The following is a 17,621-nucleotide window of genomic DNA, read 5'->3' on the forward strand; positions in this document are numbered from 1 at the left end:
CCACGCCGGAAGGACGTCAGCCGAGCTGGCCGTAGAGCTCGTTCATCTCGGCCGTCACGGCGTCGCCGCCGCTCGCTCCCCACTGCTTGATCGCGGCGTCGAGGCCCGCCTCGTCGATCTGCCCGCTGATGTACTGGATACGGGCGTCGGCGATGACCTGGTCGAGCTGCACGCCGTTGGACATGTACGTCTCGGAGACGAGAGCCGCGCCCGGGTTGAACACGGCCTTCTCCAGGTCCGTCGCCTGCAGGTCCACGCGCTCCTGCTCGAGCTCGGCGTCGTACTCCGTGTCCGGCTTGGGCTTGTACGCTTCGTAGCCGGCGACGTTGGTGCCGATCTGCGCCCACGAGCCCGAGACGAGGTCCGTGTACTCCTGCTTCGACTCGTCAAAGTCGGCGAAGCCGCCGTCGACGGTGAAGTTGTCGCCCTCGATGCCGTTGTTCTCCAGGATCTGCGCGTCCTTGGAGCTCAGCTTGTCGAGCGCGGTCAGCACCTGCTTCAGCTGGTCCTCGGTCTGCACCGACGCCTTCGGCACGGCGAGGAAGCCGCTGTAGCCCGGCGTCGGGAGGGCGAAGTCGCCGTTCGGGCCGGCGATGTTGCCCTGGAGCGCGACGTACTGGTCGTACGTCTTGGGGTCCTTGTCCTTGAACAGGCCCGCCAGCTGGGTCGCCCGCGACTGGACGTCGATGATGATGCCGCCCTTGCCGTTGAGGAACGGCTCGTTCCACTGCGTGGAGCCGTCCATCGTGGCGTAGTCCTTGTTGACGTAGCCGTTCGCGATGAGCTGCTTCTCGTAGTCGAGGGCCTGCTTCCACTCCGGCGTCGTGAACGACGGGATCAGCTGACCGCCGTCGTCCTTCCAGACGTTCCCCGCGCCGAACCACGCCTCGATGGCGTCGTAGGGGCTCCCCGTGCCGATCGACGCGCCCCAGGCGGGGATGATCATCCCGTAGGTGTCGTCCTTGCCGTTGCCGTCGGGGTCGTCCTCCGTGAACGCCTTGGCGAGCGCCATCAGCTCGTCGGTGTTCGTGGGCTCCTCGAGGCCGAGGTTCTTCAGCCAGTCCTTGCGGATCGTGAGGGAGGTGCGCACGACGTCGCGGGCGCGGTAGACGCCGTAGACGGTGCCGTTGACGCTCGACGCCTCCTGCACCTCCGGGTTCTCCGTGACGAGGTTCGGGTAGTCACCCGAGGCCAGGTACTCCGTGAGGTCCCAGAAGCCGCCCGCCTCCGCCGTCTGCACGAAGCCCTGGCTCTTCTGCTGGATCACCATCACGTCGGGGATGTCATCGCCGGCGAGCACCACGTTGGTGCGGTCGCCGTACTCGGCGTTCGGCACCCACTGCATGTCCAGGCCCAGGCCCGCGACCTCCTCGAGCTTGGCGCCCACCGGGTCGTCGTCCTCCGGCGGCGTCGTCGAGAAGTACGGCGCCATGATCGACAGCGAGTCGAGCGCCTCACCGCCACCGCCGCCGTCGCCGTCGCCGGAGCCGCCGCTGCCGCAGGCCGCGAGCGCGAGGCTCCCCACCGCGAGCAGGGCCAAGGGGGCCAGCCGTCGTGTGCGCATGGTCTTCCTTTCGTCGGAGTGCACGTCGTCGTTCACTCGTCGAGGGGGTCGGTGGCCGCCGGGTGGTCGCCGAGGTGGCGGTCGTTGGCGGCGTAGAAGGACAGACAGAGGGCCGTGCACAGGTACGCCCACGCGCCGATCGAGACGACGGGCAGGAGTCCGGGCACGAACGCGGTGACGACGCCGACCAACGCCGTCGTCGCCGCGAGCAGGAGGGGCGCGCCGGGGAAGCGCAGCAGGAACGCCCAGGCCAGGCGCGGGACGTCGCGCCGGCACAGGTCGTAGTGGGCGTCCATCGTCAGCGCGAGCAACAGGTGCACGAGGCCGAGGCCCGCGACGACGGCGAGCGCGACACGCAGCGCCGTCGGGGCGTCGTCGAGCGCGAGGAGGCTGATGCCCGTGAGGGCCGCCGCGCCCAGACCGGGCGCCGCGACGAGGTTGGCGCGGCCGAACCCGGACGCCCAGGTGCGGGCGAACACCTGCACCGTGCGCTGGGCGTCGCCGCGCAGCCGGGCGCGGCTGACGGTGGTCGCCGCGGCCAGTGCGGGCGCGACGCCGAGCACCGCTCCCCCGGCGAGGGTGCCCGCGAGGATCAAGAGGTTGACCAGGCCGAGGAAGGCCAGCGTGTCGACCCACCCGAACCAGCGCTCGAGCCGGGCACCGCCGTCGGGACGTGCCGCGGCGGAGACGTCCGCCCGTGCGGTGCCCTCGTGCGCCATGGCCAGGTCCCATCTCCGTCGATGTCCGGACACGTCGTCGGCCCGGTCAGCCTCCGGGACGACGACACCGTCGACCCGGCAGAGGAAAGCGTTTCCCTGCGTTGAATGGATTCACCGTAGAGGTCAGCACTTCACCCGTCAACAGGCTGTCTGCAACGTTGTGGTCACGGCAGGGAGACCACCTCGCCGAGGTAGTCCAGGTCGCGCCGAGGTAGTCCAGATCCTCGCGAGGTAGTTCGGACGGCCGTGAGGTAGTCCAGATCCTCGCGAGGTAGTTCGGACGGCCGTGAGGTAGTCCAGATCCTCGCGAGGTAGTTCGAAGAGAGCGCCATCAGTCCTGGGGTCGCGGGGCGCGAACTACCTCGCGGCCGTGCGAACTACCTCGCGGCCGTGCGAACTACCTCGCGGCCGTGCGAACTACCTCGCGGAGAGCTGAACTACCTCGGCGGGTCGGGTCGTCAGAGCTGCGTCGCGACCTCGCGCGCCACCAGGTCGAGGTGGTCGAGGTCGTGCAGGTCGAGGACCTGCAGGTACACGCGCCGCACGCCCCGGTCGCGCAGGGAGCCGAGCAGGTCGACGGCCTCCGACACGGTGCCGGCGACGCCGTGCTCGCGCAGCTCGGCGGGCTCCCGACCGATCGCGGCGGCGCGGCGCGCGAACTCTGCCTCGTCCTTGCCGACGGCGAGCACCAGCGCGACGGACTGCACGATCGAGTCGGGGGTGCGGCCCGCCTCTGCCAGCGCCTCGTTGATCACGCCGATGCGCGGCGCGACCGTGTCCAGCTCGGGGAACGCCTGGTTGTACTCGTCGCCGAATCGCGCGGCGAGCGCCGGGGTGCGCTTCGGGCCGCCGCCGCCGACGATGACGGGGATCTTGGCCTGCGCAGGCTTGGGCAGCGCCGGCGAGTCGGTGAGCGTGTAGTGCTCGCCGTCGAACGAGTACGACCCGCCGACGGGCGTGCCCCACAGGCCGGTGAGGATCTCGAGCTGCTCCTCCAGCAGGCCGAATCGCTTGGCCGGGAACGGGATGCCGTACGCCTCGTGCTCGCGCGCGAACCAGCCGGCACCGAGGCCGATCTCGACGCGGCCGCCGGACATCTGGTCCACCTGCGCCACCTGGATCGCGAGCACGCCGGGGTGGCGGAACGTGGCCGAGGTGACGAGGGTGCCGAGGCGGACCGTGGACGTGTCGCGGGCCAGGCCGGCCAGCGTCGTCCAGGCGTCGGTGGGGCCGGGCAGGCCGTCGCCGCCCATCGTCAGGTAGTGGTCGGAGCGGAAGAAGGCGCTGTAGCCGAGGTCCTCGGTCGCCTTCGCGACGGCGAGCAGGTCGTCGTACGACGCGCCCTGCTGGGGCTCGGTGAAGACGCGCAGGTCCAGGGTCATGGGGTTCGCCTCTCGGGTGGGGCGCCCGCGCCGGGGCGCGGGAGGTGACGGCAGGGGGCGACGACGGTCAGTCGAAGGTGGGCGAGCTGGTACGTGACCGCTTGAGCTCGAAGAAGTCCGGGAACGACGCGAGCGCGACGGCGCCGTCGAAGATCCGCACCGCGTCCTCGCCACGCGGGATCCGCGTGAGGACCGGGCCGAAGAACGCGACGCCGTCGACGTGGATCGTCGGCGTGCCGACGTCCTCGCCCACGGGCTTCATGCCCTCCTCGTGGGAGACGGCGAGGGCGGCGTCGTAGGCGTCGGACGTCGCGACGTCGGCCAGCGAGGCGGGCAGGCCGGCCTCCGCGAGCGCCTCGACGGCGACGGCCTCGAGGTCGTCACGGCGGCCGCCGGGGTGGATGCGCGTGCCGGCGGCGGTGTAGAAGGCGCTGAACGCCTCGGGGCCGTGCTCGGTCTGCACCGCGGCGGCGACGCGGCCGATGCCGCGCGACGCCTCGATCCGCGCCCGGTAGTCCGCCGGGATGTCCCGGCCGGAGTTGAGCAGGTACAGGCTCATCAGGCGGAACGTGAGCCGGACGTCCCGGTGCTGCGCGACCTCGAGCGCCCAGCGCGACGTGATCCAGGCGAACGGACACAGCGGGTCGACGTAGACGTCGACCTCGGGCACGACGGCGGAGGCGGTGGCGGGCGTGGTCTCAGGCGCGGTGGTGGTCCCGGAAGTCACGCCCGCCACCCTACCCATGCCGCGGGCACGTGTTCGGCGCGACGAGGCACCGGTAGCCTCGGCTCGTGCGCAAGGTGCGGTGGGCGAGCGTGTGGACGGTCCTCGGGGCGTGCGTCGTCGCGCTCGCGATGCTGGGGGTCGTGCTGCGCGGCAAGGTGTGGGCGTGGATCCCGTTCTTCCTCGCCGCCGGCGTCGCGGTGCGCGAGATCCGGTACCTGCAGCGCGACAGACGGCCCGCCGACGCCGGGTTCGACGAGCGCCGCCGCGGCGAGCCGGACGACGGCCGCGGGCGCCGGCGCCGCTGACCCGGGCACCTGACCCTCCGAGGAGTCACCCGCTCCGGGCATCGACGCGGGCGGAGTCCCGAGGCTAGCGTCGTGGGAGGCGCCGCTCCCGACCGACGCCCACGGGGTGCCCGCGCGGGGCCGCGGGCCCAGACGGAGGCGGCGTATGAGTGACGTGAACCGGTCCACCGGTACCACCACCAGGATCACGGGACCCGGGGAGACCGGCCCTCCCCCGGCGTCCGCGGAGGACTTCGCCGACCGGCTGCTGGGCGCGACGCTCGGCGCGATCGACACGCTGGCGGTCTACGTCGGGGACGCGCTCGGCTGGTACCGCGCGCTGGACGAGTACGGACCCGTGACCGCCGCGGAGCTGGCCGCGGCCACGGGCACCGCGGAGCGCTACGCGCGCGAGTGGCTCGAGCAGCAGGCCGCGGCGGGGATCCTCCTGGCCCACGAGCCCGACCCGTCGACCGACGGGAGCCCGGCGGCCCGATCCGCAGCCCGGAGGTTCGAGCTGCCCGAGGCGCACGCGGAGGTCCTGGCCGACCCGGAGTCGCTCAGCTACCTCGCGCCGCTGGCACGGTTCGTCGGCGCTGTCGGGCCACAGCTCCCCCGTCTGCTCCACTCGTACCGGACAGGCGGCGGGGTGTCGTGGGACCAGCTCGGCGACGACGCCCGACACGCTCAGGCCGACGTGAACCGACCGTGGTTCGACCACCGGCTCGCATCGGTGCTCGCGGCCATCGAGCCCGTGCGGGCGGTGCTGAGCCGTCCGGGCGCCCGGGTGGTCGACATCGGCTGCGGGTTCGGCTGGTCCACGCTCGCGCTCGCGCGGGCGTTCCCCACCGCGGAGCTGCACGGCGTCGACCTCGACCGGCCGTCGGTGGAGGCCGCGCGGGTGGCCGCCGCTCAGCGCGGGCTCGAGGAACGGGTCACCTTCCACCTGTCAGACGCCGCGGAGCTGCGCACGGCCGAGCCCTTCGACGCGGCGTTCGCGTTCGAGTGCCTGCACGACATGCCCCGACCGGTCGCCGTGCTGGAGGCGATCCGGAAGTCGATGCGACCCGACGGCGTCGTCGTGGTCATGGACGAGGCCGTGGCCGACGAGTTCCAGGCCCCGGCCGACGACGTCGATCGGATCATGTACGGCTACAGCCTCTTCGTGTGCCTGCCGGACAGCCTGTCGTCGTGGCCGTCCGCCGCGACGGGCACGGTGATGCGCCCCGCCACCCTCCGCCGGTACGCCCTCGAGGCGGGCTTCACCGGGGTCGAGGTGCTGCCCGTGGACGACTTCGGCTTCTTCCGCTTCTACCGCCTCCTCCTCGGACCCGAGGGCGGGCGGACGATGGCGGGTGAGGACGGGTTGCCGGAGTAATCTCCCAGGCATGACTGCCGTCCGGACGCACACCCACGCCCAGGCCGTCGACGCCGCGATCGACCTCTTCTCCCGGCAGGGCTACGAGCAGACCACCGTCGAGGAGATCGCCGACGCGGCACGCGTCAGCCGGGCCACGTTCTTCCGCCGCTTCCGCTCCAAGGATGACGTGGTCTTCGCCGACCACGAGCTGTTGCTCGAGGAGGTCGTGGTGATGCTCGCCGAGACGCGGCCCGAGGCGCGCGCCAGCGAGGAGTCCGGCCGCGCGCCCGAGCGGGCGTGGGACCCGGCCACCGACCCGTACCTCGAGGTGTGCCGCGCCGCACGGCTGGTCTTCGACCATCACGTGGGACAGCGCGAGACGTCGATCGCCCGGCACCAGCTGCTGCAGCAGGTGCCGGCGCTGCGCGACCGCGAGCTCGTCACGACGCACCGGTACGAGCGCGCCTTCACCGCGTACCTGCGCGACACCCTGCCGCCGGACCGCTCCACGACCACGATGTCGATCGCGTTCGCGGCGTCCGTCGTCGCGGTGCACAACGCGATCCTGCGCCGCTGGCTGCGCAACCCCCACCTCGACCTGCGGCCCGAGCTGGAGGAGGCGTTCGCCGATCTCCGCCGCGCCGCCGTCGCCCCGTTCGCGCACACCGACGACGAGCCCGCGTCCTCGTCGGCCCTCACGATCGACGACGGCGACGGGAGCAGGACCGTCACGTCGGGCGGCGACGGGAAGCGCGTCGTCGTCACGGTGCTGGAGCCCGGCGCGGGGCCCGACGACGTCGCCCGCGCCGTCCGCGACGCGCTGTCCTGACGCCCGACTCCGGCGGCAGGGAATGCGCCTGTGGCATCCTGAGTTGTGCAGGACGCCGCCGGGACCTCCGGCGGTGGAACGACACGCACGTACGTGCTCCGGGGTCGGTGAAATTCCGAGCCGGCGGTGACAGCCCGCGACCCGGCCTCCCTCGGGAGGTCGGTTGATCTGGTGGAACTCCAGGGCCGACGGTCAAAGTCCGGATGGGAGGAAGCACGTGCGGCACGCGCCCTCAGGGGCGGGTGCCGCCGGGCGTCGTGTCGCCGACGACGGCCCCCGCGGCCGCGCTCGGCGAGCGCCGACCCTCACCCCCGGACGCCGCACCACGGACCGGGAGAGTGAACGATGGACGCGATCAACGCGTTCTTCAACGCCACGCTGACCATCGGCGACCAGTCGCTGCTCTGGCGCGAGATCGTCGGCAACCTGTTCGGCCTCGCCTCCGCGCTGGGCGGCATGCGCCGCAGGGTGTGGGCGTGGCCCGTCGGCATCGTCGGCAACCTCGTCCTGTTCACCGTCTTCATGGGCTCCTGGTTCGGGGACACCAGCCGCTCCGACATGCTCGGCCAGGCCGGCCGTCAGGTGATGTTCCTGATCGTGTCGATCTACGGCTGGGTGCAGTGGCGCCGGACGCAGCGCGCGGACCTCGAGGTGCGCGCCGACGGCAGGATCCCCGCCGAGGGCGGCTCCGCGGTGCACCCCCACTGGGCGTCGTGGCGGCAGCGCGTCGGCATCGTCGTGGTGATGGTCGCCGGCACCCTGCTCCTCACCCCGCTGTTCCGTGCCCTCGGCTCCTACGAGCCCGTGTGGTCGGACGCGTGGATCTTCATGGGCTCCCTCATCGCCACGTACGGCATGGCCAAGGGCTGGGTCGAGTTCTGGCTGGTCTGGGTCGCGGTGGACGTCGTCGGCGTCCCGCTGCTCTGGTCGGCGGGGTACTACGCCACGGCGCTGATGTACGTGTTCTACGGCGTCTTCACCCTGACCGGGTTCTTCGTCTGGTGGCGCATCCACCGTCGTGAGCAGGCGGGCGCGGAGTCGACGGTCGCGGCCTGACGCCGGTTCAGTCGTCGATGTCGAGCACGGTCGTCGGCGCCGCCGGTCGAGCGTCGAGGCCCGGGTCCGCCAGCACGGCACCCACCAGGCCCGGTGGGCCGCCGATCACTACCTCGCGCGTGTACTCGGGGATGCCGACGAACCACGACCGGTCGTGCGGCCAGACGACGGACGGCAGCAGGTCCAGGCGAGCCAGGGCCGTGGCTGCGTGCAGCGGCCCCGTCCACAGGTAGCGAGCGCGGTGGGGATAGTCGAGCGGAGCAGCCGCGGGGCGCTCCGCGCGTCGGTCTGCCAGCTCGGCACGCGCGTCCGCCAGAGCCTGCCGCAGCTCCGTTCGCGCGGCGCGCGCCCGACGCCCTCGCTGCCACCAGCGGGGCCGGTCCTCGACCGCCAGGTGCACGCCCATCCCGGGGGCGGTGCCTGGGTCGTCCCCGTGGTCGTACAGGACACCCCACCCTTCCCACAGGCCCACGTGGACCGGCTGGTCGCCGGTGGGTGGCGCCAGCAGGTCCAGCAGCGCCTCGAGGCGCTCGGCCGCACCGGCGGGGTCGATGTCACGCTCATCGGGCTCGTCCTGGTCGGCCGGAAACGGCACCACGGCGTACGCGTCGTAGACCGACGGGACGATGGCGTCGACGGTGGGCCCGAACCCGCCCAGGAGGGGCAGGATCCACTCCCCCGCGCTCGGGTCGTCGTCCCAGCGGGCGCCCGCGCGGGCGAGGTCGTCGGTCACGCCTCGACCCTAGGTGCACGCCGCGGGCCATGACCTGGTCGGCGCCACGCACGGCATGCTGCTGACGGCGTGGCTCGTCGCTGTCGGTCGCGTCGCCCCGGGCGCGCCCGCCGGCGCGTCCTGGGGCGGGCTGCGGCTCCCCGACGTCGTCACGGTCGATCTCGACCGCTGACCCCGGACACGACGACGGGGCCCGCGCACCGCGCGGGCCCCGTCGAGAGCCGGGTGTCAGGCGAAGGCGGAGACCCCGGTGATGTCGCGACCGACGATGAGCGCCTGCATGGACTCGGTGCCCTCGTAGGTGTGCAGGGCCTCGATGTCGGCGAAGTGCCGGGCCACGCGGTTGCCGAGCAGGATGCCGTTGCCGCCGAGCATGTCGCGGGCGATCGACGCCACCTCGCGGGCCTGCCGCGTCGTCGTGTACTTGGCGAGCGACGCCTGCTCGCCGGAGAGCTGCCCGGCGTCGGCGAGACGCGTCGTCTGGGCGACGAGCAGCTGCATCTGCGTGACCAGCGACAGCATGTGCGTCAGCCGCTCCTGGACCATCTGCTTGGCGGCGAGCGGCTTGCCGAACTGGATGCGCTGCTTCGCGTACGCGACGGCCGCCTCGTAGCAGGCGACCGCGTGCCCGACGGCGGACCAGGCCACGGCGAGGCGTGTCGCGAACAGCACGGCGGCGGTCGCCTTGAACGACGTGGCGCCGGGCAGCGCCGCGTCGGCGGGCACGAACACGTCGTCGAGCGCGATGTGCGCCTGCCAGATCGCGCGCAGCGAGAGCTTGCCCTCGATCGTCGTGCCGGTGTAGCCGGGAGCGTCCTGCGGGACGACGAAGCCGTGCACCTGGTTGTCGCCGTCCTCGCCGACGAGGCGCGCCCACACGACGGTGATGTCGCCGCAGGAGCCGAAGCCGATCCACTTCTTCTCGCCGTCGATGACGTAGCCCTCGACGCCGTCGCGCGTCTCCTTGCGGGCGGTGGTCTCGAGCGAGACCGAGTCCGAGCCGTGGGTGGGCTCGGTGAGCGCGAACGCGCCGAGGATCTCCCCGCGCGCCATCGGCCCGGCGTACCGCTCGACCTGCTCCGGCGAGCCGTGCATGACGATCGAGCGCAGCGCGAGACCGCCCTGGACACCGCAGATCGTGGCGACCGAGCCGTCTCCCCGCGACATCTCCATGCTGGCCAGGCCCTCGGCCATGAAGGAGATCTTCGGCCGGCCGGGCACGTCGACGCCGTCGCGCAGGAAGTCCTGCTCGGCGAGCTTCTTGACGAGGTCGAACGGGACCTCGGCGCGCTCCCAGTAGCCGTCGATGACGGGCAGCACCTCGGCCTGGACGAAGGCGCGGACGGCGAGCTGGTGCGCACGCTCGTCAGGGGCGACGTCGGCGAAGGCGCCGACGTAGTCGAGGTCGAGCGGCTGCGACAGGTCGTAGTCGGGGGCGGTCACGCCGGGCATGACGGGGGTGGGGCGGGTCATCGACGACCTCTCTCTGCGCGGGGGTCCGTGCGGGCCCGGTGAGAAGGATGATCGGCGTCGCCAAGGCTGGTGGATTGACGACGCCGATCTGCCCCCATCGTCACTCGCGACGGCGTCTCACGTCAAGCGATACTCCGTCTCAACGATGTTGCCGAGGTAGCACGGCCTGCCGCGAGGTAGTTCAGACCTCGGCGAGGTAGTTCGAAATCCTCGCGAGGTAGTCCGGGCCCGGGCCACACTGTGGCCATGGCGACGACCAGCGCAGGCCTCCTGCTGTACCGCTCCACGACCGACGGCGGCATCGAGGTGCTGATCGGGCACATGGGCGGCCCGTTCTGGGCACGCAAGGACGAGGGCGCGTGGACCGTCCTCAAGGGCGAGCTCGAGACGGGCGAGGAGCCGCGCGCGGCCGCGCTGCGCGAGGCGGCGGAGGAGCTCGGGCTCCCGCTCCCCGCGCCGTCGTCCCCCGACGTCGACCTGGGCGAGGTGCGGCAGAAGTCGGGCAAGCGCGTCCTCGCCTGGGCCCGCGAGTGGCCGTCCCCGTGGCCCGACCTGGACACCGCCCGTAGCAACACCGTCGAGATCGAGTGGCCGCCGCGGTCCGGTCGCCGGATCGAGGTCCCCGAGATCGACCGCGTCGCATGGTTCGGGCCAGACGACGCGCGGCGCCTCGTCGTCAGCGCCCAGGCCGCGCTCGTCGACCGGCTCGAGGCCGCGCTCGGCCGCTAGCCCCGGAACTACCTCGCGGAGTTCTGAACTACCTCACGGAGCCCGGAACTACCTCGCGGAGGGCTGAACTACCTCGGCACGGTGCGGACCGTGTCGGTCGGCGGACGTCAGCCGGTGAAGGTCAGCCAGAGCAGCGCGACGTTGAGCGCGACGATCACGGCGGCCACGGCCCACGACGCGACCTGGGTGGCGAGGCCGTTGCGGAAGCTACCGAGCAGGCCGGCGTCGCGGGTGATCCGCACCAGCGGGATCATCGCGAACGGGATGCCGAAGCTCAGCACCACCTGGCTCACGACGAGCAGCCACGTGGGCGAGATGCTGGTCGCGAGCAGCAGGATCGCGGGCACCAGGGTGACGAGCCGGCGGGTCAGCAGCGAGACGCGCACGTGCAGCAGGCCGGACATGATCTCGGCGCCCGCATAGGCGCCCACCGACGTGGACGCCAGCCCCGACGCGAGCAGCCCCACCCCGAACAGCACGGCCACGGCCGGGCCGAGCGAGGACTCGATGGCCGCGTGCGCGCCCTCGATCGAGTCGGTGCCGGTGCGGCCCGGCAGGTTGGCGGCGGCGAGCAGGAGCATGGCGATGTTCACGCCGCCCGCCAGCACCAGTGCGGCGACGACGTCCCACCGCGTGGCCAGGAGCAGGCGGCGGACCACGGGCGGGGACGGCGTCGCGGGCACGGCCTCGTCGCCTTCCCCCTCCCCCGCCCCGGCCGCGAGGGCGTGCCGCCGCTGCACCCGCGCGTCGTGCCGCACGCGGTCGCGGGCGAGCGAGGAGTGCAGGTAGATCGCGTGCGGCATGACCGTGGCACCGAGCATCGACGCGGCCAGCAGCACCGACTCCGGGCCGTCGAGCCTCGGCACGAGGCCGCCGAGCACCGCGCCCAGGTCCGGCGGCGCGAAGAACAGGCCGGCGCAGAACCCGACGGTGAGCACCGCGAGCATCGACGTCACGACCGTCTCGAACACGCGCTGCCCGCGGCGCTGCTGCACGGTCAGCACCAGCATCGACACGACGCCCGTGATGATCCCGCCCAGCACCAGCGGCACGCCGAACAGCAGGTGCAGCGCGATGGCGCCGCCGATCACCTCGGCGACGTCGGTGGCCATCGCGACCACCTCGGCCTGCACCCAGTACGCGATACGGCCTCGACGGGAGAGCCGCTCACCGAGCACCTCGGGCAGCGAGCGCCCCGTCACGACCCCGAGCTTGGCCGACAGATACTGCACCAGCACCGCCATGACGTTCGCAGCCACCAGCACCCACACCAGCAGGTACCCGAACCGCGCCCCCGCGGTGAGGTTGGCCGCCACGTTCCCCGGGTCCACGTACGCGATGGCGGCGACGAACGCCGGGCCGAGCAGGGTCACCAGCCGGGCCTGGCGCGCGCCGCCCCGCGACGCCCTGCGCCGGGTCGGCGGAGCGTCGTCGGGCGGGGCCTCGGCGGTGCGCGCGAGGTTCGGTCGGCTCACGGGGTCTCCTCCAGGTCGGCCGGTTTTCGGATACCCGAAACCATAGACGTCGATAGCCGCATCGCGCATCCCCCCTGGGCCTCCCGGGGCGGCGCGGAGGTCGGTCTGTCACCATGTCGGGCGTGCCATCCACGCAGACCACCCCCGCGCGGCGAGCCCCCGGCCCTCTCGGTGCCGCGCTGCGCTCCCGGTGGCTGCTGGCGCTCGGTTTCGTCGCCGTGCACGCGTGGGTGGTGAAGCAGGCCATCACCTGGGGCTACACGATCTACGGCGACGTCACCCTCTACGAGTGGTGGGCCCGGAACGGCCTGAGCACCGGGCAGTGGCCCGTGCTCGACTACGACTGGGTGTACCCCGTCGGGGCGCTCGTCCCCGTGACCCTGCCCGCGCTCGTGACCCACGGCCTGCTCGGGTACGAGATCGCCTGGACGGCGATGGTCGTGGCGCTCGACGCCGTCGCCACCGTCGTCCTGGTGCGCTCCACCCCCCGCGGGGTGCTCGGCGCCTGGTGGTGGTTCGCATTCCTCCTCTGCCTGGGGCCGATCTTCCTCGGGCGCCTGGACGGCGTCGTCGCACCGCTCATCCTCGTCTCCCTGGTGGTGGCGGCCCGCCGCCCGACGCTGGCGACCGCGGTCGCGACGGCGGGTGCGTGGATCAAGATCGCCCCGGGAGCGGTGGTCGTGGCGCTCGCCGCCACGCGGGCCCGCTGGCGCGACCTGCTGCGGCAGGTCGTCGTGCCGGGCGCCGTGGTCAGCGCGGTCGTCGTCGGGCTCGCCCTCGCCGGCGGCGCCGGGCAGCGCGCGTTCAGCGTGTTCGGCCAGCAGGAGGCCCGCACCCTGCAGGCGGAGTCGGTGTTCGCCACCTGGTTCAGCGTGGCGCGGCTGTGGGACCCGTCGGTACGGATCGACTACAACGACGTGATCTTCACCTACGAGGTGCAGGGCGACGCCGCCCGTCAGGTCGCCTCCACCCTCGACTGGCTGCTGCCCGTCGCGGTGCTGCTGATCGCCGCCCTCACGTGGTGGACGGCGCGGCACCGACCCGACCACGCGGGCGACGTCCTGCTGCTCAGCACCGCCGCCCTGCTGCTCGCCCTCATCGTGTTCAACAAGGTGGGGTCCCCGCAGTTCGTCGCGTGGATCGGGCCGCCGCTGGCCGCCGCGCTCGCGCTCGCCGGACCGGGCACGCGGCGGATGTGGGGGCCGCCCGCCGTCGGGGTGCTGCTGGCCGCGCTCGGCACGCAGGTCGTCTACCCGGTGGCGTACGGCGAGTTCCTCGCCGGCGAGCCCGCGATGGTCGTGATCGAGGCGCTGCGCAACCTGGCGCTCGTGGTGCTGCTCGTCGGCGCCGTGTGGCGGATCGCGCAGCTCGGGCGCGACGGCGCGGGGCCCGGGTAGCGTGAGGTCCATGGCCCTGTCCCACTACCTCGACGAGTGCGCGATGCGCGCCGCGACCGTGCTGGGCCACGGCGTGGAGGCGAGCATCAGCCTGCGCGAGCACGGCATCTCGCTGCGCGCCGGCAGCAGCACCCCGGGCGCGGGCCGGTGCGACCAGGCCGAGGCGCGAGCCGACACCGGCCCGTGCATCGACGCGATGCGGCAGGGCACGGTGCTGACCACCGCGGTCCCGCACGACGTGCCCGGGTGGCAGGCGTGGCGCGCGGCGGCCGAGGCCGAGGGCTTCGTCCAGGCGCTCGCCGTCCCGGCCGAGGTCGGCCCCGGCGTACGCGTGGCGATCAACGTGTACAGCCGCGCGGCCGGCGACTGGCCGGCCGGGCTCGTCGACGCCGCCGTGGGCCACGCCGGGCTCGCGGCGGATGCCGTGCGCCTGCAGCTCCAGTTCGCGGACCTCGGGGACGCCGTCGCCGGCCTGTACCGCACCATGTCCGACCGGGCGGCGGTGGAGCAGGCGGTGGGCGCGATCATGGCGTCGAACGACTGTCCCGAGGAGGAGGCCCGCGGCACGCTGCGGGCGGCGGCGGACCGTCGGGGGCTCAGCGAGCGGGAGGTCGCCGAGGCGATCGTCCGGACCTTGGTCCTCGGCAGCGCGGGCGACACCATCGGGGACCTCGACCGCTGATCGACCACCACTTCCTCCGCGCCGTGTCGTGCATCGGACATCGGTGGAAAACTGGGCCGGAAGCGACAGGACGGAGCGATCGGTGAACACCTCCGAGCTGCTGGGCCTGCTCGCGCGGACCCTCGCGGGCCTCGACGCCGAAGCGTCCGTCGCGTCGCGGATGTGCCGGGCGTGCACGACGATCCTCGGCGCGCGGGGCGGCAGCCTGACCCTCGCGACCCTGCCGGGCGAGCAGGTGACCGTGACCAGCACGAACGCCTCCGCGGCACGGGTCGAGAGCATCCAGGAGGTGCTCGGCGAGGGACCCGGGCGCCGGGCGTTCGACGACGACCGGATCGTCTCCGCACCCCTGGGCGCCACGCTGGGAGACGACCCGTTCCCCCTGTTCTCCCAGCTGGCCGGCGAGGCCGCCGGCAGCGGCGTCTGGTTCGGCGTCCCGATGCGGGTCGGCGGGCAACCGGTGGGCGTGCTGGGCCTCGTCGTCGGGCCCGGGCACGAGCTGACCCGGGACGCCGAGGAGGCGCAGTTCCTCGCGGACGCGATCGGCACCGCCGTGCTCGGGGAGATCGACCGCCTCGGCTGGACGGCGCGGGCGCGGGTGGACCAGGCCACGGGCATGGTGTCCGCGCAGCTCCGCGTGCAGCCGACGGACGCCCTCGCCGTCCTGCGCGCGCACGCGTTCGGCCGGGGCAGCACCCTCGAGGAGGTCGCCGAGGACGTGGTCGCGCGGCGCCTCAGCTTCGCGGACGACGCCGGCGCGGTCGAGACCCGCCGGTCCGAGGAGGGCTGAGCGACCCCCTGCGGTCGGTCAGCCCCGGCCCCCGCCCAGGACGAGGTCGAGCGCGGCGCGACGGTCGACGTCGCGTCGGTGCGCGACGTCGACGATCACCCGCGACAGCTCCCGTACCGCCACGTTGTGGTCGTTCGAGGCGGTGCGCATCAGCTCGAAGGCGCCGTCGATCTCGACGTCGTACACGACGGAGAGCACGCCCTTCGCCTGCTCGATCACGCCGCGGCTCGTGGCCGCGGCACGGATGTCCGCGGCTGCGCGGTCTCGCGCCCGCTCCGCGACGGCGGCCGTCAGGTCCAGGAAGAAGCCGGTCGCCTCGTCGGGGCCGGTCTCGGCCCCCGTGCGCACGCTGCCGACGAGGGCGACCGTGAGCTCGCGCCGCCTGGCGGTCACGACGCGGTGCACGCTCGAGAACGCGCCGCCGGCCCGCGCCGCCGTGAGGGCAACCCGCACGTCGTCCCGGTCCTCCGGGTGCGTGTGAGCGAGGACGAGGTCGGTGGTGGGCACCACCTCGTGCGGCTCGAAGCCGTGCAGCAGGTAGACCGCGTCGGACCAGGTCCACAGACCGGACGCGAGGTCGAGGCGGTAGGAGCCCACCAGGCGTGGCGAGCGGAGGCCCGAAGGCTCAGCGGACACGGTGGTGCCTGTGGGCAAGGTCGCCTCCGACACTGCTCAGAGCGGACCGGCCACTGCTTGACCGGCGGCACGACTCTAGCAAGCGCACCGCGGGTCGCTCACGGCGCCGGGGCCCCGCGCTCCTCGGCGTAGCGGCGGAACCAGTCGACGGCGAAGCGGCCGGAAGCGAGGCCGTAGTCGAGCGTGGCCCGCTGGTAGGTGAAGACGTCGCGGAGCTCGTCGGGCACCTCCTGCGCGTCGAGCTGTTCCTCGACCACCTCGAGGCGGGCGACGTCCCGCTCGATCCGCGCGGTGAGGTGCGGCAGCACCTGCGCCCGCTCGCCGGGCTCCAGCAGGCCGAGGAAGAACAGCCGCGGAAGGGCGGCGGCCTCCGCGTCCGGCCCGGTGACGGGGCCGGTCATCCAGGCGTGGAACTCCGCCCGCCCCGCGTCGGTCACGCGGTAGGTCTTGCGGCCGCGGGCGCCGGGACCGTCCACCTCGATGAGCCCGCCGCCCAGCAGCGTCTCGAGCGCGCGCCGGATGCTGCCGGAGCTCGCGCTGTAGAAGAGCGAGACCCCGGCCTCGAACCCCTTGACGAGGTCGTACAGGCTCTGCGGGCGGATCAGGAGCAGACCGAGGATCACGTGCGCCATGAGCCGACCCTAAACCGTTGACCCTCATAGACCTGTCTAGTAGACATGTCTATGAGAGATATTCCCGCGACGAAGGGGTTCCCCATGACACGGCAGGACGCGGTCGAACGGCTGCGGGCGTCGCTGGAGCGCGGCGCTCGACGACGGTCCTCGATGCCTCCGCCCCAGGTGCTGGTGGTGTCGCCCAGGCTCGAGCTCGAGTCCGGCGGAGCGCAGCCCTTCCATGCGGCGAGCGTCGGCAAGGTGATGACGGCGACGCTCGTCGCGACGCTCGTCGAGCAGGGCCGGTTCCGCTTCGGCACGCCCGTCGGGAAGCTGCTCCCCGGGGCCGACCTCGACGGCCTGCCCGTCGCGCCCGGCGTCGACGTCCGCACCGACGTCACCCTCGAGCACCTCCTCACGCACACCAGCGGGCTGCCGGACTACTTCGAGCCGCCGCGGGGCACCAGCACCGGCGTGTCCGTCCGGACCGCCGCCGCCGACCCCGACCGCTACTGGTCGCCGGCCGCGCTGCTCGACGAGGCGCGCCGCCTGCCCGCCGTCGGACGTCCGGGCGAGCGGTTCCGCTACGGCGACACCGTGTACGTGCTGATGGGCCGCATCGTCGAGGAGGCGACGGGCGAGCCGTTCGACGCCGCCCTGCGCGACCGGGTCCTCGGGCCCAGCGGCATGGAGCGCAGCTCCACCCCGTACGGCGACGCGCGCACCCCCGCCGACCTCGACGGCCTCGACGTCGCGCCCTTCTGGCTCGGCCGGCACGAGCTCAGCCACGCGCTCAGCATGAGCCTCGACTGGGCCGGCGGCGGCATCGTCGCCCCGCCCGCCGACCTCGTGCGCTTCCAGCAGGCCCTGCACGGCGGGCGCCTGATCTCCCGCGACACCCTCCGCTGGATGACGACGCCGCGGCGGCGGCGCCGACGCGGCATCCACTACGGCGCGGGGATCGTCACCGTCCGGTTCGGCGAGTTCACGCCGCCGTTCCTGCGCGGCCTGCCCGAGCCCGTCGGCGGGCTCGGGCACTTCGCCACCCACATGTTCTTCTACCCGCGGCAGGACGCCCACGTGGTGCTGAACTTCCACGCCTACCGGCGGATGAACCAGTCCTTCGCCCTGCACGCCCGCATCGCGCGCCTGCTCGCCGAAAGCTGACCCG

Annotated in this window: 19 protein-coding genes and 1 riboswitch; of the genes, 10 read left to right on the forward strand and 9 right to left on the reverse strand. The window is 73.2% G+C overall.

The genetic code is table 11. From position 1 onward, the window contains the following. Positions 1-16 precede the first annotated feature (16 nt). The 4 genes from B5Y66_RS03905 to B5Y66_RS03920 form a co-directional block, all read right to left on the reverse strand. Complete coding sequence (locus B5Y66_RS03905) at positions 17-1,564, reverse strand: extracellular solute-binding protein (RefSeq protein ID WP_079571800.1); 1,548 nt, start codon at positions 1,562-1,564, stop codon at positions 17-19. Positions 1,565-1,596: 32 nt separating this feature from the next. Further along, positions 1,597-2,283, reverse strand: a complete 687-nt coding sequence (locus B5Y66_RS03910) for a YesL family protein (RefSeq protein WP_079571188.1) — start codon at positions 2,281-2,283, stop codon at positions 1,597-1,599. A 458-nt stretch (positions 2,284-2,741) separates the two neighbouring features. Further along, on the reverse strand, positions 2,742-3,659 hold the full coding sequence (locus tag B5Y66_RS03915; protein WP_217700729.1) for an LLM class F420-dependent oxidoreductase: 918 nt from the start codon (positions 3,657-3,659) through the stop codon (positions 2,742-2,744). A gap of 73 nt (positions 3,660-3,732) precedes the next feature. Continuing rightward, positions 3,733-4,392, reverse strand: a complete 660-nt coding sequence (locus tag B5Y66_RS03920) for a mycothiol-dependent nitroreductase Rv2466c family protein (RefSeq protein WP_281251984.1) — start codon at positions 4,390-4,392, stop codon at positions 3,733-3,735. Positions 4,393-4,457: 65 nt separating this feature from the next. Between B5Y66_RS03920 and B5Y66_RS03925 the strand changes: the two genes are divergently transcribed. The 4 genes from B5Y66_RS03925 (at position 4,458) to pnuC (ending at position 7,921) form a co-directional block, all read left to right on the forward strand. Then, positions 4,458-4,697, forward strand: coding sequence for a hypothetical protein (locus B5Y66_RS03925; protein WP_079571196.1), 240 nt, complete (start codon positions 4,458-4,460; stop codon positions 4,695-4,697). Positions 4,698-4,842: 145 nt separating this feature from the next. Next, a complete protein-coding gene (locus tag B5Y66_RS03930) occupies positions 4,843-6,054 on the forward strand; it encodes a class I SAM-dependent methyltransferase (protein WP_079571198.1) in 1,212 nt (403 codons plus the stop codon). Positions 6,055-6,064: 10 nt separating this feature from the next. Then, entirely contained in the window at positions 6,065-6,865 is an 801-nt protein-coding gene (locus tag B5Y66_RS03935; protein WP_079571200.1) for a TetR/AcrR family transcriptional regulator, read from the forward strand. An 89-nt stretch (positions 6,866-6,954) separates the two neighbouring features. After that, positions 6,955-7,086, forward strand: a riboswitch (FMN riboswitch). A gap of 124 nt (positions 7,087-7,210) precedes the next feature. Next, complete coding sequence (gene pnuC / locus B5Y66_RS03940) at positions 7,211-7,921, forward strand: nicotinamide riboside transporter PnuC (RefSeq protein WP_079571203.1); 711 nt, start codon at positions 7,211-7,213, stop codon at positions 7,919-7,921. A 7-nt stretch (positions 7,922-7,928) separates the two neighbouring features. Here pnuC and B5Y66_RS03945 read toward each other — a convergent pair whose 3' ends face one another. Continuing rightward, positions 7,929-8,654: a hypothetical protein gene (locus tag B5Y66_RS03945; RefSeq protein WP_079571205.1), complete on the reverse strand. Its 726-nt coding sequence runs from the start codon at positions 8,652-8,654 to the stop codon at positions 7,929-7,931. Between the two features lie 13 nt (positions 8,655-8,667). On the opposite strand from B5Y66_RS03945, the gene B5Y66_RS22465 reads away from it, so the two are divergent. Further along, the gene (locus B5Y66_RS22465; RefSeq protein ID WP_176168768.1) at positions 8,668-8,826 is read left to right on the forward strand and encodes a hypothetical protein; all 159 of its coding nucleotides are present in this window, start codon (positions 8,668-8,670) and stop codon (positions 8,824-8,826) included. A gap of 56 nt (positions 8,827-8,882) precedes the next feature. Here B5Y66_RS22465 and B5Y66_RS03950 read toward each other — a convergent pair whose 3' ends face one another. Further along, positions 8,883-10,127: an acyl-CoA dehydrogenase family protein gene (locus B5Y66_RS03950; RefSeq protein ID WP_079571207.1), complete on the reverse strand. Its 1,245-nt coding sequence runs from the start codon at positions 10,125-10,127 to the stop codon at positions 8,883-8,885. 246 nt (positions 10,128-10,373) lie between these two features. Here B5Y66_RS03950 and B5Y66_RS03955 point away from each other — a divergent pair, with 246 nt between their 5' ends. Then, complete coding sequence (locus B5Y66_RS03955) at positions 10,374-10,856, forward strand: NUDIX domain-containing protein (protein ID WP_079571211.1); 483 nt, start codon at positions 10,374-10,376, stop codon at positions 10,854-10,856. Positions 10,857-10,963: 107 nt separating this feature from the next. On the opposite strand, the gene B5Y66_RS03960 is transcribed toward B5Y66_RS03955, so the two are convergent. Continuing rightward, complete coding sequence (locus tag B5Y66_RS03960) at positions 10,964-12,331, reverse strand: Nramp family divalent metal transporter (protein WP_407656362.1); 1,368 nt, start codon at positions 12,329-12,331, stop codon at positions 10,964-10,966. A 113-nt stretch (positions 12,332-12,444) separates the two neighbouring features. Here B5Y66_RS03960 and B5Y66_RS03965 point away from each other — a divergent pair, with 113 nt between their 5' ends. The 3 genes from B5Y66_RS03965 to B5Y66_RS03975 all read left to right on the forward strand — a co-directional run bounded on the left by B5Y66_RS03965 (position 12,445) and on the right by B5Y66_RS03975 (position 15,200). Beyond that, positions 12,445-13,728: a glycosyltransferase 87 family protein gene (locus tag B5Y66_RS03965; RefSeq protein WP_079571216.1), complete on the forward strand. Its 1,284-nt coding sequence runs from the start codon at positions 12,445-12,447 to the stop codon at positions 13,726-13,728. A gap of 10 nt (positions 13,729-13,738) precedes the next feature. After that, a complete protein-coding gene (locus B5Y66_RS03970) occupies positions 13,739-14,410 on the forward strand; it encodes an ANTAR domain-containing protein (RefSeq protein WP_079571219.1) in 672 nt (223 codons plus the stop codon). A gap of 82 nt (positions 14,411-14,492) precedes the next feature. Then, a complete protein-coding gene (locus B5Y66_RS03975) occupies positions 14,493-15,200 on the forward strand; it encodes a GAF and ANTAR domain-containing protein (RefSeq protein ID WP_079571221.1) in 708 nt (235 codons plus the stop codon). 18 nt (positions 15,201-15,218) lie between these two features. Here the strand turns inward: B5Y66_RS03975 and B5Y66_RS03980 are convergent, their stop codons facing one another. Then, positions 15,219-15,836 carry a PAS and ANTAR domain-containing protein gene (locus tag B5Y66_RS03980; RefSeq protein ID WP_176168769.1) on the reverse strand — a complete coding sequence of 206 codons (618 nt, stop codon included), beginning with the start codon at positions 15,834-15,836 and terminating at the stop codon, positions 15,219-15,221. A 98-nt stretch (positions 15,837-15,934) separates the two neighbouring features. Next, the gene (locus B5Y66_RS03985) at positions 15,935-16,468 is read right to left on the reverse strand and encodes a PadR family transcriptional regulator (protein ID WP_079571226.1); all 534 of its coding nucleotides are present in this window, start codon (positions 16,466-16,468) and stop codon (positions 15,935-15,937) included. A gap of 84 nt (positions 16,469-16,552) precedes the next feature. On the opposite strand from B5Y66_RS03985, the gene B5Y66_RS03990 reads away from it, so the two are divergent. Then, positions 16,553-17,617 carry a serine hydrolase domain-containing protein gene (locus B5Y66_RS03990; protein WP_176168770.1) on the forward strand — a complete coding sequence of 355 codons (1,065 nt, stop codon included), beginning with the start codon at positions 16,553-16,555 and terminating at the stop codon, positions 17,615-17,617. Positions 17,618-17,621: the final 4 nt, after the last annotated feature.

The organism is Krasilnikoviella flava, assembly GCF_900167525.1.
In the GTDB taxonomy this organism is placed as follows: domain Bacteria; phylum Actinomycetota; class Actinomycetes; order Actinomycetales; family Cellulomonadaceae; genus Isoptericola; species Isoptericola flavus.

Coding starts and splice junctions, on each gene's coding strand:
- B5Y66_RS03905 (WP_079571800.1), bottom strand. CDS start 1,564: ATGCGCACACGACGGCTGGCCCCCTTGGCCCTGCTCGCGGTGGGGAGC.
- B5Y66_RS03910 (WP_079571188.1), bottom strand. CDS start 2,283: ATGGCGCACGAGGGCACCGCACGGGCGGACGTCTCCGCCGCGGCACGT.
- B5Y66_RS03930 (WP_079571198.1), top strand. CDS start 4,843: ATGAGTGACGTGAACCGGTCCACCGGTACCACCACCAGGATCACGGGA.
- B5Y66_RS03935 (WP_079571200.1), top strand. CDS start 6,065: ATGACTGCCGTCCGGACGCACACCCACGCCCAGGCCGTCGACGCCGCG.
- pnuC (WP_079571203.1), top strand. CDS start 7,211: ATGGACGCGATCAACGCGTTCTTCAACGCCACGCTGACCATCGGCGAC.
- B5Y66_RS03950 (WP_079571207.1), bottom strand. CDS start 10,127: ATGACCCGCCCCACCCCCGTCATGCCCGGCGTGACCGCCCCCGACTAC.
- B5Y66_RS03955 (WP_079571211.1), top strand. CDS start 10,374: ATGGCGACGACCAGCGCAGGCCTCCTGCTGTACCGCTCCACGACCGAC.
- B5Y66_RS03965 (WP_079571216.1), top strand. CDS start 12,445: ATGTCGGGCGTGCCATCCACGCAGACCACCCCCGCGCGGCGAGCCCCC.
- B5Y66_RS03970 (WP_079571219.1), top strand. CDS start 13,739: ATGGCCCTGTCCCACTACCTCGACGAGTGCGCGATGCGCGCCGCGACC.
- B5Y66_RS03985 (WP_079571226.1), bottom strand. CDS start 16,468: ATGGCGCACGTGATCCTCGGTCTGCTCCTGATCCGCCCGCAGAGCCTG.
- B5Y66_RS03990 (WP_176168770.1), top strand. CDS start 16,553: ATGACACGGCAGGACGCGGTCGAACGGCTGCGGGCGTCGCTGGAGCGC.